Consider the following 13772-nt stretch of genomic DNA (forward strand, 5'->3'; position numbering starts at 1 on the left):
CCGCCGTGCGCATCCTGTTCACCGCCCATGCGGGCAAGTCGCATCTGCGGCTGCTGATCCCCCTGGCCCAGGCGGCGGTCCGGGCCGGGCACGCCGTGGCCGTCGCCGACGACGAGTCGATGCGCGGGGAGAGCGAGAGCTACGGCCTCGCTTTCCTCCCGGCGGGCTTCGACTGGGCTCTCGACCCCGACTGCGTCGCCGCGATCGCGCCCGGACTGTGGTCGGGCGACCAGGAGGCGTACGAGGACGGTCTCGTCGACTGCATCCTGGGCGCGCCCGCGCTGCACGCGGCCCGCGACATCATCGCCGCCGCCCGGGAGTGGAAGCCGGACCTGATCGTCCGCGAGGGCGAGGAGATGGGCGGCTACCTCGCGGCCGAGGCGCTGGGCATCCCGCACGTCGCGGTGGCCGGCGGCTCCACGCACCTGCTGCCGCCCTCGGTCACCCACGAGCCGCTGAACGCGCTGCGCGCCGAACTCGGCCTGCCCGCCGACCCGGACGACAACACCGCCTACCGCCACCTCCTGGTGAGCTGGCTGCCGGCGAGCTGGACCGGCGACGGACTCGACGGGCGCACCCTGCGCCACTACCGCCAGACGACACCGTTCCGCAGCGACGACCCGGTGCTGCCCTGGCTCGCCGAGCTGCCCGACGACAGGCCGGTGGTCTACGCGTCGATCGGCACCATCGCGCCGTCCCTGCCCGGCCTGTCGGACACCGTGCTCACCGCGGTGATCGAGGCGCTGTCCGGCATCGACTGCACCGCCGTCGTCTCGATAGGCGTGGGCCGCGACCCCGGGGCCTTCGGGCCGGTGCCCGACCACGTCCGGCTGGTCACGGAGTGGATCCCGCAGGACGTCCTGCTGGAGGCCGCCGACGTGTTCATCACCCACGGCGGCCACAGCGGTGTCCGGGAGGGACTGCGCTCGGGCACGCCGATGCTCGTCACCCCCATGTACGACGACCAGCCGCACTCGGCGGCCCGCTGCGCCGCCCTCGGCTGCGCCATCGACCTGCCCGCCCCCCTCGTGGACACGGAGGCGGTCACCACGGCCGTCACGGCCCTGCTCACCGACCCGGCCTACCGGCGCCGCGCCGCGGCCGTCCAGCGGGAGATCCTCGCCTGCCCGCCGGTGGAGCGCCTGGTGGCGGACCTGGAGGAACTGGTGGCGGACGCGGGGGCGGTCACCCGCGCACCCGTCGAGGAGACGTCGTGCGCGTACTGATCACCGCCCTGGTCCCCAGCCACCTCGTGCCGATGGTGCCGCTGACCTGGGCGCTGCGCGCCGCCGGGCACCAGGTGCTGGTGGCCGGGGACGCCGAGCTGGTGCGGTTCGCGGCTGATGCCGGCCTCGACACCCGTCTGGTCGGCGGCGGCGAGGTGCGCCAGCGGCTGACCAGGCCCGGCGCGGTGCGGATGCCCGACCGGGCGGGGATGGACCGCCGCGCGGAGTCCGAGTGGGACGAGGCCGGTGAACGCTGGCGGACCCGGCTGGGCGGCTACATCGACGAGATGGTCGCCCTCGGCCGGGACTGGGAGGCGGATCTGGTGGTGACCGACCCCGTCGAGTTCGGCGGGCTGATCACCGCCGCCGCGCTCGGCGTGCCCGGGGTCGTCCACCGCTGGGGGCCCGACGACTTCACGAGCCCTCTGCTGCGCCAGGCCAAGACACAACTCCGCGGCATGAGCACGGAGTTCGCCGCCGACGGCTTCCCCGATCCGGCCCTGATCATCGACCCGTCTCCCGCCTCGCTGCTCCCCGGCGGTGACAACACCCCCGGTCTGCTGACGCGCTACGTCCCCTACTGCGGCACCGCCGAACTGCCCGGCTGGGCCGTGCGGCGGCCCGAGCGGCCCAGGGCGCTGCTCTGCCTCGGCATGTGGCACGGCCGGCTGCTCGCCGAGACCGGTGAGCTGCCGCCGGGCTTCCGGCACGCGCTGTCCGCCTGCGCCGAGCTGGGCGTGGACGTGCTGTTCCCGATCGACGCCCAGTACCACCCCCTGCTCGCCGACGTGCCGGACACGGTCCAGGTGGTGGACCGGTTCCCGATCGGTCCGCTGATGCGGCACACGGCGCTGACCGTGCACCACGGCGGCAGCGGCACCAGCATGACGTCCTTCGCCTCCGGTGTGCCGCAACTGGTTCTGCCCGGCGGCAAGCCGTTCCTGCAGACCACCGGACGCCTCGTCGATGCCTCCGGCGCCGGACGCAACCTCGCCGAGGAGCAGGAGCAGCGGGACCCCGCTCTGGTCCGCGCCGCGCTGGCCGGACTGCTCACCGAAGACCACTACCGCAAGGCCGCGCGTGCGGTCGGCGCGGAGATCGCGGGCCTGCCCGGCCCCGCCGAACTGGTGCACACCCTGGAGGGGCTGATCTGATATGCGTCCGCTCACACAGCACGTACAGGAAAGGGAGCAGGTGCCACCCCCCATGGCAGAACAGCACGGCCCGCCCGCGGTCGTCTTCCAGGGCGTCGTCAAGACGTACGGCAGCGTCCGCGCCGTCGACGGGATCGACGTGACGATCCACCGGGGCGAGACGGTCGCCCTGCTCGGCCCGAACGGCGCCGGCAAGTCCACCGCCATCGGCATGCTCCTCGGGCTCTTCCCGCCGGACGAGGGCACCATCGAGGTGTTCGGCAAGAAGCCCGAACTCGCCATGCGGGCGGGTCACCTGGGCGCCATGCTGCAGGAGGGGAAGATGATTCCCCGGGTGTCCGTGCGGGAGCTGGTCGACTTCGTGCGCCAGACCTACCGCGCCCCGCTGCCCCTCGGGGAGGTCCTGGAACTGGCCGAACTCACCAAGATCGCCGACCAGAAGGTGGACCGGCTCTCCGGGGGCCAGGCCCAGCGGGTGCGCTTCGCGCTCGCCCTGGCCGGCGACCCCGACCTGGTGGTCCTCGACGAGCCGACGGCCGCCCTCGACGTGGAGTCGCGGCGAGAGCTGTGGGCCGCGATGCAGCGGTACGCCCAGCGTGGCAACACGGTGCTGTTCTCGACGCACTACCTCGAGGAGGCCGACGACAGCGCCGACCGTGTCATCGTGATCGCCGCCGGGCAGGTGGTCGCCGACGGCACGACCTCCCAGATCAAGAGCATGGTCGAGGGGCGCACGGTCAGCTTCGTCCCGCGCGGCGGCACGAGCGACAGCTACGAACTGCTGCCCGGCGTCGTCTCGGTGGAGTTCCACGGCGGCCGGGTGCACCTGCGCACCACCGACTCGGACCGGACCGTGCACGCGCTGGCCCGCTCGGACGCCTTCACCGACCTGGAGGTCTCGGGCGTCGGCCTGGAAGAGGCCTTCATCGCACTGACCCACCGCACGCGCCACCGCAAGCCCGCCCAGGAAGGACGGACCCACTGATGATCGGCTACATCCGGCTGGAAATCCTGCGGCTGGTCCGCAACGGCGGGTATCTGATGATGAGTCTCGTCATGCCGGTCGGCATGTACGTGACCTTCGCGGGCGGCGGCCCGGACCAGAAGTCCCTCGCGCAGTCCATGGTCGGCGCGGCGGCCTTCGGCGCGCTCGGCGTGGTGATCACCAACGGCACCGGGATCGCCGAGGACCGGGCGCTGGGCTGGCTGCGCCAGCTGCGGCTGACCCCGCTGTCCCCGGTGCAGGTGGTGGTGGCGCGCGGCGCGGTCGCAACCTGCCTGGCGATCCTGCCGATCACGGTGATCTCACTGATCGGCGTCTTCTACCGGGGCGTTCACCTCGGCCTCGGCACCTGGCTCGCGGTGTTCTTCCTGCTGTGGTTCGGCATCGCCCCGCTCGCGATGCTCGGCATCGGCATCGGCTACCTGTTCAAGGCCCAGCTCGCGCAGATCGCCGGCACCGTCGCCTACCTGTCCCTGACGCTGCTCGGCGGCCTGCTGCTGCCGATCGACAACTTCCCTCACTGGGCGCAGGAGTTGTCGCGGGCCACCCCGGTCTTCCGGTACGCCCAGCTGTCCTGGAACGCCGCCGACAGCTCGGCACCCACCCTGGCCGGGGTAGGCGTCCTCACACTCTGGACGGTGCTCCTGGCCGGTTTCGCGTCCTTCGCCTACCGCAGGGGCGGCCGACGCGCCTGAGCGCCTGATCCGCAGTGCCCGCAGGGGGTTCGACGCCCCGTGCGGGCACTTTCGCGTTCCTACACCGCGCGAGCCTCATTCGAGTGGCCCACCGCACCCTTGCCCTGCCACTGACCGGACGCGATGGAGTGAGGCAACTGGATGCGCGTGTTGTTCGTGGGTCACGGTCCGGCCCACATCCCCTGGATCATCCCGCTCGCATGGGCCGCCCGGCTCGCGGGGCACGAGGTGCGGGTGGCGGTGCGACCGCAGTGCGTGGCGCCGGTCACCCGTGCCGGGCTGGTAGCCGTGCCCGTCGGGGACGAGGCCGTGGCCGGCGAGGTGGCCGCGCGCCGGCTGTCACTGGGTCCGGGCCGGTTGCAGTCGGCCGACCGGGCGGCGGGCGCCCTGGACGCCGATGTCGCGGACGCCCTCGTCGAGAAGATGATCGCGGTCGCCGACACGCTGACCGACGACCTGGTCGGCTTCGCCCGCTTCTGGCGGCCCGACGTCGTCGTCCACGACACCGCCGCCGCGGCGGGCCTCGTCGCCGCCGCGGCCGTCAAGGTCCCGGCCGTCGGCCACACCTGGGGCGTCTCGCTCGGCGTGCACTGCGAGAGCGAGGCCGCCCTCAGGCCCTCGTACGCGCGCCTCTTCGAGCGGTTCGGTGCCGACCCGCTGGTCGGGCCGTCCGTCTGGATCGACCCGTGCCCGCCGGGCCTGCGACCGCCGCACGAGGTGCGCAGGGCCGACATGCGCTATGTGCCGTTCGCGGGACCGGCCGCTCTGCCCGAGTGGCTGCGCACCGGACGGGACTGCGACCGGCCACTGGTATGCGTCACCGGCGGGGTCACCACCACCGCCCTCGACGAGGTCCGCGACCACGTCGTCGCGAGCCTGCGCGAGCTGGGCGCGGACGTGGTCCTCGCCGTCACCGCGGCCCAGGCCGAGAACCTGCCCGAACTCCCGGACGGGGTGAGGGCGGTCGAGTCCTTCCCGCTGGACGTCCTGCTCGCCCACTGCGACGCGCTGGTGCACCACGGCGGTGTCGGCAGCGGGCTGATCGCCGTCACGCACGGCCTGCCCCAGCTGCTGCTCCCGCAGAACGCCTTCCAGGAGCACTGGGCGCACCTCGTGCGCGCCTCCGGCGCCGGCGCGGCGCTGCCCGCCGATGCCGCCGAGGGTGCGGTCGGCACTGCCGTGCGGGACCTGCTGGCCCGCCCCTCCTACCGGCGGCGGGCCCGCGCGCTGCGGGCCGAGATCGACGCGATGCCCACGCCCGACCGGCTCGTGGGCTTCCTCGAGGAGTGCGCGAGAGCCGGTCACACCGAAGTCCCCATCCCCGCGGAGGCAGGAAGACGATGACCGTAGAGCTCCTTTCACCCGCCGCGCAGCACGAGGCGCCGCGGTTCGCGCGGGGCGAGACCATGCACGCCCTCTTCCAGGACGCGGCCCGCCGCTTCCCGGAGGCGACGGCCCTCGTCCACGGTCCCGTCCGGGTCTCGTACCGCGAACTCGACGCGGCCACCGACACCTTGGCGGCGCTCCTGCAGGAACAGGGGGTGCGGCCGGGCGACCTGGTGCCGGTGCTCCTGGAGCGTGGCACCCGGCTCATCGCGGTCCTGGTCGCGCTGTTCAAGTGCGGGGCCGCCTACTCCGTACTCGACGTCCGCTGGCCGGCCGAGCGTCTTCTGACACAGATCGGCCAGCTCGACGCGCCGCTGCTCGTCACGGCCGAGGCGGGCGACTGGCCGGTGCCCGCGTGGGCACCGCCCGCCGAGGACCTGACGGTCACCGCCGCGCGCGGGCTGTGTCCGGCCCCCGTGGCGGTGGGCGGCGGCGACCCGTGCGCGGTGTTCTTCACCTCGGGCACGAGTGGTGCCCCCAAGGGCGTGATCTCCACCCATGAGAACGCGGTGCGCCTCTTCGACGAGGACACCTTCGCCGAACTCGGCCCGGGCACCGTGATGCCGCAGACCGCGCCGCCGACCTGGGACGGCTTCACCCTGGACTGCTGGAGCATGCTGCTCACCGGCGGCACGACGGTGCTGCTCGACGAGCCGGTGCTGGTGCCGCGCGCCCTGCGCGCTCTGATCGCCGAGGACGGCGTGAACGCCGCGTTCATGACGACGCAGCTCTTCAACATGCTGGTCACCACCGACGTGGGGGCGTTCGCGGGCATGAAGTGGCTGGCGGTCGGCGGCGAGCGGGCCGCCCCCACCCGCATCCGCCGGTTTCTCGCCGAACACCCCGGCATCCGGCTGCTCAATGTGTACGGTCCCGTCGAGTGCGGGGCGATCGTCACCGCGCACGACATCCGTCCCGAGGACTGTGACGACCCCGCCGGGATCCCGCTCGGCCGCGAACTCGCCCACACCGACATCCTGGTGCTCGACGGCGAGCGGGTCTGCGCCCCCGGGGAGACGGGCGAGCTGTGCCTCGGCGGTCCCGGTCTGGCTCGCGGCTACCTCGGCAGACCGGAGTTGACCGAGTCGGTCTTCTCGAACGTCAGGGGGCAACGCCTCTACCGCACAGGCGACCTGGGCCACCGCACCGCCGAGGGCGTCCTGCACTACACCGGACGCGGCGACCGGCAGGTCAAGATCCGGGGCCACCGGATCGAACCCGCCGAGGTCGAGCGGACCGTCGAGCGGGTCCCGACGGTCACCGGGGCGGCGGTCGTGCCGCTGCCGACGCCGGACGGCTCGTACCACGGCCTCACCCTCTTCTACACGGGCGCCGACCAGGCGGGCATCGGCCCCGGGGAGCTGCGCGAGCGGCTGGCCGCGCTGCTCCCCGAGTATCTGGTCCCCCGCCATGTCCACCGGCTGGACCGCTTCCCGCTGCTCGCCAACGGCAAGCTCGACCGGCGTGAACTCGCCGAGCGAGCCCGGTCTCAGAGGTCCCCCGACCCGGGTACCGGCGCAGCGGCCCTCGACGGTACGGCCCGCACGGTCGCCGAGGCCTTCCGGGCGGTGCTGGGCACCGGTCCCGTGCCTGAGCACGCGTCGTTCTTCGAACTCGGCGGCAGCTCGCTGGACGCTGCCCGGCTGTGCCGGCACCTGGACGAGGCGCTGGACGCGGCCGTGCAGCTCTCACAGATCTTCCGTACGCCGACGGTGCGGGGCCTCGCGGACCGGCTCGACGCCATGCCGCGCGCGGCCGCCGAGCCGTCGGGCCCCGGCCCCGACGACATGTCCGGCGAGGTCGTACTGCCGCCGCAGCAGGCCGGCTTCCTGTGGGCCTCCGCCCATGACAGCACCGGCATCGGCGGGCTGTGCAGGCTGACCTGGTGGATTTCGGGCCCGGTGGACCGTGCCGCCCTTGAACTGGCCGTCGGCGACGTGCATCTGCGCCATCAGGCCCTGCACGCCCGGTACGTGCTGCGTGAGCAGACGGCGCTGGCCGTGCTCCCCGAGCGTCCGTCAGGGGCTGAGTTCCTCCACCTCCCGGACGCGGACGACGAGGCGGCGGCGGTGCAGCAGTGGCTGGCAGCGGCGTTCACCCCGCTCGGGGTGGGCGAGGGCCGGGTGTGGCGGTGCGCGGCGCTGCGCAGCCGGGACACCGGCCGCACCCTCTTCGGCCTGGTCGCCCATCACGCCGCCTTCGACGGCGCGTCCGAGACGGTCGTCGCCGCGGACCTCGCCTTCGCCTACGCGGCCCGCGCCGAGGGCCGCGAGCCCCGCTTCCCTGCCCCGGCGGCGAGCCTGGCCGAGGTGGCCGCCGACCACCGGCGCGCCCTGTCCCGTGCCGACCTGGCCGCCCAACGTGCCTTCTGGGAGGACCTGCTGGACGAGCCGGAGCCCCTGCGGCTGCCCGGCCGGACCGGCAGCGCCCTGTCTGCGGGCCCCAAGCACGCCCGCTCGCTTCCCCTGCGGGGCGACGAGCTCGCTCTCTGGGACGCTCGTGCCCGTGCCCTCGGCACCACCCGCTTCGCTCTGCTCGCCGCACTGTTCGGCGTCGTGCTGCGTGAGCTGAGCGGCGGGCGCGACATCACGGTCAAGGTACCGGTGGCCCGGCGCGGCAGCAGTGTGCTGCGGACGGCGGTCACCTGCCGCGTCGACCTGGTCTACCTGCGCTTCTGGCCGCCGGGCGCGGAGACGGGCACGGACGCGCTGACGAGCGCCGTGACGAGCACGGACGCGTCGCTGGCCGCCCTGGAGCTCGGCGGAGCCGCGCTGGATCACATCCTGGTGTGGTCGGGCGGCAGCGAGGCGTTGCCCTCCATGCCCACCTTCCTGATGCAGGACGATCCGGATCCGGTACTCGAACTTCCGCTCTGCGAAACCGAGTTGCTGCGCATCGACAGCCCCGTCATGGGCACCGAGCTGGAGCTCGACGTCCGCCTGCGCGGCACCGGCGCCGACGTGACCGCCACGGTCCGCACCGACCGGCTGCCCGCGGACCTCGCGGACGCCGTCGTGACCGCCTATGCCGAGGCGGTACGGCGCGGACCGGCCGATCTGCCCTCCCACCCCGAGGACCCCTCATGCGCGTTCTGATCCTGAGCACCCCCGAGTCCACCCACTTCACCACGATGGTCCCGCTGGCCTGGGCGCTGCGCGGTGCCGGGCACGAGGTGCTGGTCGCGGGCCAGCCGGACATAGTCCCGGCGGCCCGCTCGGCCGGCCTGTGCACGGTCACCGTCGGCCGCGCCTTCCATGCCAAGGACCTGCTCAGCCCGCCGCTGCCGCCCGACCGGCGCCCCATCGAGGTGGCGGGTCCGACGACGCCCCAGATGATCGCCATCGGCTCCAAGGTGTGGGTGCTGCACGCCCGTTACCAGTTCCCGCGCTATCTGGAGGTGGCCCTGCAGTTCCGGCCCGACCTGGTGGTGTCGGAGCAGATGGACTACGCGGCGCTGCTGGTCGGCGGGGTCCTGCGGATCCCGGTCGTCTCGCACCGCTGGGGCGTCGACCCGCTGAGCCCGCTGATGCGGGAGACCGCGGTCGACTTCCTGCAGGGCACCTGCGACCGCAACGGCATCGAGGGCGGCCTTCCGCTGCCGGACGTGATCCTGGACCCCGCGCCGCCTGAGCTGCTCTACCCGGGCACGCCCAAGGCGACGCCGATCCGGCACATCCCGTTCAACGGCACCGGAGCCGTGCCCGCGTGGCTGCAGCGGCCCGGAGACAGGCCCCGGGTCGTCGTGTCCATGGGCCGGCAGACGATCGCACTCGGCGGGATCCCGCTGTTCCGCACGGTGATCGAGGCGTTCGGCCAACTCCCCGACGTCGAGGGAGTGTTCACCGTCCAGGACGAGTACCTGGAAGCGCTGGGCCCCACCCCCGCCAATGTGCGGCTGATCTCACCGGCGCCGCTGAGCGGGTTCCTCGGCAACTGCGCCGCGATCGTCCATCACGGCGGCGCCAACACCCTGATGACGGCCACCGGAGCCGGCATCCCGCAGCTCGTGCTGCCGCAGCTGGCCGACCAGTTCGCCGGCGGCGAGCTGCTGGCCGCCACCGACGCCGCCATCTCGCTCGGCACCGCCGACGAGCAGAACGATCCGGCGACCGTCGCCGAAGCCCTCAGCACCCTGCTCGGCGCCGAGCGCCACGCGAAGGGCGCCGCCGAACTCGCGCGTTCCGTCGCCGCCATGCCGAGCCCCGCCGCCGTCGTCCGCGACCTGGAGAACCTGCGATGCGCGTCCTAGTCATCAGCACCCCCGTAGACACCCACTTCCTGCCGATGCTGCCCCTGATCCGGGCGCTCGCCGACGCCGGGCACGAGATCCTCGTGACCGGCCAGCCCGACGTCACCCGCGCCGCGGAGGCGGCCGGACTGCCCACGGTCACCTTCGGGGATGCCTTCCACTCCGAGGACCTGCGCGGCGGCAGGCGGCCCGCCGGGATGCGCCCCATCGAGGTGTCCGGGCGCCCGGACCGGCAGCAGATCGGCGGGGTCGCCCAGGTATGGCGCAACCACGTCCCGTACTTCCTGCCGGACTACCTGGAGGTGGCCCGCACGTGGCGAGCCGACCTGGTGCTCTCCGAGCACATGGAGTTCGCCGGCTCGATCATCGGTGCGGTCCTCGGCATTCCCAGCGTGCAGCACCGCTGGGGCGTCAACCCGACCTCCCCGGCCATGCTCGGCTTCGTCCGCCTCTACCAGGGGCCGGTCTGCGCCCGGGTCGGCCTGGACTCCGTGCCGGTGCCCGACCTGCTGCTCGACCCGGCGCCGCCGTCCCTCGCCGACCGTGAGGCACCGGCCGCCGACCCGATCCGCCCCGTCCCGCACACGGAGCCGGGCGCCCCCTGGGCGTACCGCACCCCGCCGGGCCGACGGGTGGCCGTGGCGCTGGGCGGGCACACCCTGGATCTCGGCGGCACAAGCCTGCTGCGACGCGTGGTGGACGTGCTGGCGCGGGTGCGCGGCGTCGAGGCGGTGGTGTCCGCGGCTCCCCGGCACCGAGCAGCCCTCGGAGCCCTGCCGGACGGGATGACCTACACCTCGCTGACCGCGCCCGGCACCCTCTTCCCGGGCGCCGACCTGGTGGTGCACCACGGCGGCGCCGGCTCCACCCTGGGCGCCGCCGCCCTCGGTGTCCCGCAGCTGGTGCTCCCCCAGCTCGGCGACGCCTTCGTCGCCGGCGACCGGATCGCGGACGCGGGCGCCGGTCTCACGCTGGACTCGGCGGAGCTCCAGAACGCCCCGGACCGGCTGGCCGACGCCGTCCGGGCGCTGCTGGAGGAGCCCGCCTACCGTACGGACGCGTCCGGGGTGCGTGCCGAGATCGACGCCATGCCGTCACCGGCCGAGCTCGCCGTGCGCCTGTCGGACATGGCGTCCCGTCAGGTGGTGCCGGCATGACCGTGGACATTCCAGTGGCCGAAGCGGGAACGGCTCACCCGCAGCAGGAGGCGGAGAAGAAGGCGAATCCGCACGGCATGACCGACCCCCAGGTGCTGGTGTTCATCGTGTGCGCGATGGCGACCATGACGCTCGCCCTGCTCGACGGCTCGATCGTCTCCTCAGCCGTCCTGCCGATCGTGCGCGACCTCGACCCTGCCCACGGCATCGACCGCTTCCCCTGGCTGATCACCTCCTATCTGCTCGCCGCGACGGCCGCCCAGCCGCTCTACGGCAGGCTGAGCGACAGCTACGGGCCGCGCCCGATCTACCTCTCGGCGCTGGCCACCTTCCTGGCCGGGTCCGCGCTGTGCGCGAGCGCGCGGTCCCTGCCCCAGCTGATCTTCTTCCGTGCTGTGCAAGGGCTCGGCGGCGGCGGGCTGATGAGCATGACGCTGATCGTGATCGCCACCCTGTACCCGCCCAAGTCCCGTGCCGGACGCTCGAACGCGGGCGGCGCGCTCATCGCGGCGGGCATCATCGCGGGCCCCATGATCGGCGGCCCGCTCAGCCAGGAGCTGTCCTGGCGGTGGATCTTCCTGTTCAACGTGCCGCTCGCCGGGCTCGCGCTCGCCGGGATCACCTGGGCGCTGCGCCTGCCCGTGAGGGGCACCCGCCGTCCGGTCGACTTCTTCGGCTCGGCCCTGGTCGCCTCCGCCACCTGCGCGCTGCTGCTCGGCGTCAAGACATACGGCGAGCAGCACTCGTTCTCGGGTCCGGTGGTGCCGTACTTCTACGGCGGCCTGATGATGTTCGTGTTCTTCGCGGTCCGTCAGCTGAAGGCGGCGGACCCGCTGATGCCGCTGGCCCTCTTCAAGGACAGGGTGTTCCGCTCTGCCGCGATCCTGCAGTTCGTGGGCGGGTTCGCCCTGCTGTCCCTGCCGGTGTTCCTCATCAACTACCTGAACATCGTGCGAGGCGTTGACCTCGACGCGGTCGGGCTGCATCTGATCCCGCTCGCCGTCGGCGTGGTCCTGGTCTTTCTCATCTGGGGCCGGGTCATCGCCCGCACCGGACGCTGCCGGCCCGTCCTGATCGCCACCATGACGACGGCGGTCGCCGCCACCGCGGGGCTCGCCCTGACCGTGGCCGACGCACCCATGTGGCAGCTGGATGTATTGCTGGTGCTGCTCGGCGTGGGCCTCGGCGGGGGCACTCAGATCGCCCTGTTCATGACGCAGTCGGCGGCCCACCCCGACCAGCTCGGCGTGGTCACCACCACCTCCCGGTTCGCCACCATGCTGGGGACCACGATCGGCGGCAGCGTGCTCGGCGTCGTCCTGAGCTCCCGTTTCGCCTCCTCGGCGAAGGCGTCCGGGATCACCGACCCCGATTCCGCCGCGGCCCGCCTCACCGGACTCCCGCCCGCCGGCCGGCACCTGGTGACGGCCGCCTTCGCACACGCCACCGGCACCGTCCTGCTGACCGCCGCAGGGCTGCTGCTGGCCGCCCTGATCACCGCCCTGCTGATGGGCGAGGTCGACGTCAACGACGTCAACGACGTCGACGAAGCCGCCGAAGTCAACGAAGCCGCCGAGGAGGCGCGAGAAGATGCGCGTACTGATGCTGAGCACACCGTTTCCGACCCACTTCACCCCGCTGGTCCCGCTGGCCTGGGCGCTGAGGGGCGCGGGGCACGAGGTGACGGTGGCCGCCCAGCCTGATGTCACCGACGCGGCCCGCATGGCCGGGATCGCGGCCGTCGACATCGGCGACCGGTTCCACGGCCTGGACGTCCTGCAGCGTCATCTGCCGCCCGGCGTACGTCCGCTGGAGCTGATGGGGCCGACCCCGCCGGAGAAGATGGCGGGCACCACCAAGCTGTGGGAGACCCACGCCCGGTATCTGCTGAGCTCCTATGTGGAGTTCGCCCGCGAGTGGCGCCCCCATCTCGTCGTCAGCGAGCAGCTGGAGCTCGCCGGGCCGGTCGTCGGCGCGGTACTGGGAGTTCCGTCGGTGCAGGTGCGCTGGGGCGTCGACCCGCTCAGCGGCCCCTCCCGTGCCTCCGCCCGCAACTTCCTGCACGGCGTCTGCACCCGTCTCGGCCTCGACGGCCTGCCCGATCCCGACCTGCTCCTGGACCCGTGCCCGCCCGCCCTGCGCCACCCGACGGCCCCGCCGGGCTCGCCCCTCGGCCACGTCCCCTACAACGGCGTGGGCACCGTGCCCGAGTGGCTGCGCGTCCCGGCGCCGGACAGTGTGCGCCGGGTGGCGGTGTGTCTGGGCAACCAGACTCTGGTGCTCAACGGCAGCCGGTTGTTCCGCACGATCATCGAATCGTTCGACGGCCTCACGGACGTGCAGGCGGTCGTCACCGCCGCTCCCGAGTACCACGAGGGCTTCGGCCGGCTGCCGGACAACGTCCAGGTGATCGAGCCGGTGCCGCTCAACCTCTTCCTGCGCGACTGCGACGCGCTGGTCCACCACGGCGGCGCCAACACCACCATGACCGGCTGCCACTTCGGGCTGCCACAGGTCGTGCTGCCGCAGCTGGTCGACCAGTTCGCGTCGGCCGAACTGCTCGCCGCGGCGGGCGCCGCCCAGGTGCTCGGCGAGGCGGAGCCGCAGAACGACCCGGCGCGGATCCGGGCCGCCGTCACGGAGGTCCTGTCCGACGAGCGGTATCTGAAAAGTGCCCGTGAGCTGGGCGACGACATGGCCGCGATGCCCAGCCCGGCACAGGTCGTGGCCGACCTGGAGCGGCTGGCGGCAGCCGCCTGACCGGCACGACGAGAGGGCCCCGGCCGGATCTTCCGGTCGGGGCCCCTTCGGTTCGGTCAGGATCAGCCGCGCTTCCGCTTCAGGGCGTCACCCACGAACTTGGCGGCGAGGATCAGGGCGACGGTCACTCCGAGGCCGATGA

The 13772-nt window shown here is 73.2% G+C and carries 10 protein-coding genes; all 10 read left to right on the forward strand.

Annotation, left to right across the window (positions count from 1 at the left end):
* The first annotated feature begins 5 nt into the window (after positions 1 to 5).
* Entirely contained in the window at positions 6 to 1226 is a 1221-nt protein-coding gene (locus ACIP94_RS03970; RefSeq protein ID WP_402419114.1) for a glycosyltransferase, read from the forward strand.
* Positions 1214 to 2380, forward strand: a complete 1167-nt coding sequence (locus ACIP94_RS03975) for a nucleotide disphospho-sugar-binding domain-containing protein (protein WP_402419117.1) — start codon at positions 1214 to 1216, stop codon at positions 2378 to 2380. Before ACIP94_RS03970 ends, ACIP94_RS03975 begins: the two co-directional genes overlap by 13 nt.
* Before the next feature lie 52 nt (positions 2381 to 2432).
* On the forward strand, positions 2433 to 3365 hold the full coding sequence (locus ACIP94_RS03980) for an ABC transporter ATP-binding protein (RefSeq protein ID WP_402419120.1): 933 nt from the start codon (positions 2433 to 2435) through the stop codon (positions 3363 to 3365).
* Positions 3365 to 4078: an ABC transporter permease gene (locus tag ACIP94_RS03985; protein WP_402419123.1), complete on the forward strand. Its 714-nt coding sequence runs from the start codon at positions 3365 to 3367 to the stop codon at positions 4076 to 4078. The genes ACIP94_RS03980 and ACIP94_RS03985 overlap by 1 nt, the downstream gene beginning before the upstream one ends.
* Before the next feature lie 141 nt (positions 4079 to 4219).
* Positions 4220 to 5422, forward strand: coding sequence for a nucleotide disphospho-sugar-binding domain-containing protein (locus ACIP94_RS03990; RefSeq protein ID WP_402419126.1), 1203 nt, complete (start codon positions 4220 to 4222; stop codon positions 5420 to 5422).
* Positions 5419 to 8559, forward strand: coding sequence for an AMP-binding protein (locus ACIP94_RS03995; protein WP_402419129.1), 3141 nt, complete (start codon positions 5419 to 5421; stop codon positions 8557 to 8559). The genes ACIP94_RS03990 and ACIP94_RS03995 overlap by 4 nt, the downstream gene beginning before the upstream one ends.
* Positions 8547 to 9713 (forward strand): nucleotide disphospho-sugar-binding domain-containing protein, encoded by a 1167-nt coding sequence (locus ACIP94_RS04000; RefSeq protein ID WP_402419134.1) that lies wholly within the window; start codon positions 8547 to 8549, stop codon positions 9711 to 9713. Before ACIP94_RS03995 ends, ACIP94_RS04000 begins: the two co-directional genes overlap by 13 nt.
* Complete coding sequence (locus ACIP94_RS04005) at positions 9701 to 10870, forward strand: nucleotide disphospho-sugar-binding domain-containing protein (protein ID WP_402419136.1); 1170 nt, start codon at positions 9701 to 9703, stop codon at positions 10868 to 10870. The genes ACIP94_RS04000 and ACIP94_RS04005 overlap by 13 nt, the downstream gene beginning before the upstream one ends.
* Positions 10867 to 12573, forward strand: a complete 1707-nt coding sequence (locus ACIP94_RS04010; protein WP_402419139.1) for an MFS transporter — start codon at positions 10867 to 10869, stop codon at positions 12571 to 12573. Before ACIP94_RS04005 ends, ACIP94_RS04010 begins: the two co-directional genes overlap by 4 nt.
* Complete coding sequence (locus tag ACIP94_RS04015; RefSeq protein WP_402419142.1) at positions 12461 to 13630, forward strand: nucleotide disphospho-sugar-binding domain-containing protein; 1170 nt, start codon at positions 12461 to 12463, stop codon at positions 13628 to 13630. The genes ACIP94_RS04010 and ACIP94_RS04015 overlap by 113 nt, the downstream gene beginning before the upstream one ends.
* Positions 13631 to 13772 lie beyond the last annotated feature (142 nt).

It is taken from the genome of Streptomyces sp. NPDC093261 (assembly GCF_044753645.1).
Lineage (GTDB): Bacteria > Actinomycetota > Actinomycetes > Streptomycetales > Streptomycetaceae > Streptomyces.

What these genes read in the sequence shown, in the direction of transcription:
- ACIP94_RS03980 (WP_402419120.1), top strand. Translation starts at nt 2,433, where the DNA reads ATGGCAGAACAGCACGGCCCGCCCGCGGTCGTCTTCCAGGGCGTCGTC.
- ACIP94_RS03985 (WP_402419123.1), top strand. Translation starts at nt 3,365, where the DNA reads ATGATCGGCTACATCCGGCTGGAAATCCTGCGGCTGGTCCGCAACGGC.
- ACIP94_RS03990 (WP_402419126.1), top strand. Translation starts at nt 4,220, where the DNA reads ATGCGCGTGTTGTTCGTGGGTCACGGTCCGGCCCACATCCCCTGGATC.
- ACIP94_RS03995 (WP_402419129.1), top strand. Translation starts at nt 5,419, where the DNA reads ATGACCGTAGAGCTCCTTTCACCCGCCGCGCAGCACGAGGCGCCGCGG.
- ACIP94_RS04000 (WP_402419134.1), top strand. Translation starts at nt 8,547, where the DNA reads ATGCGCGTTCTGATCCTGAGCACCCCCGAGTCCACCCACTTCACCACG.
- ACIP94_RS04005 (WP_402419136.1), top strand. Translation starts at nt 9,701, where the DNA reads ATGCGCGTCCTAGTCATCAGCACCCCCGTAGACACCCACTTCCTGCCG.
- ACIP94_RS04010 (WP_402419139.1), top strand. Translation starts at nt 10,867, where the DNA reads ATGACCGTGGACATTCCAGTGGCCGAAGCGGGAACGGCTCACCCGCAG.
- ACIP94_RS04015 (WP_402419142.1), top strand. Translation starts at nt 12,461, where the DNA reads ATGCGCGTACTGATGCTGAGCACACCGTTTCCGACCCACTTCACCCCG.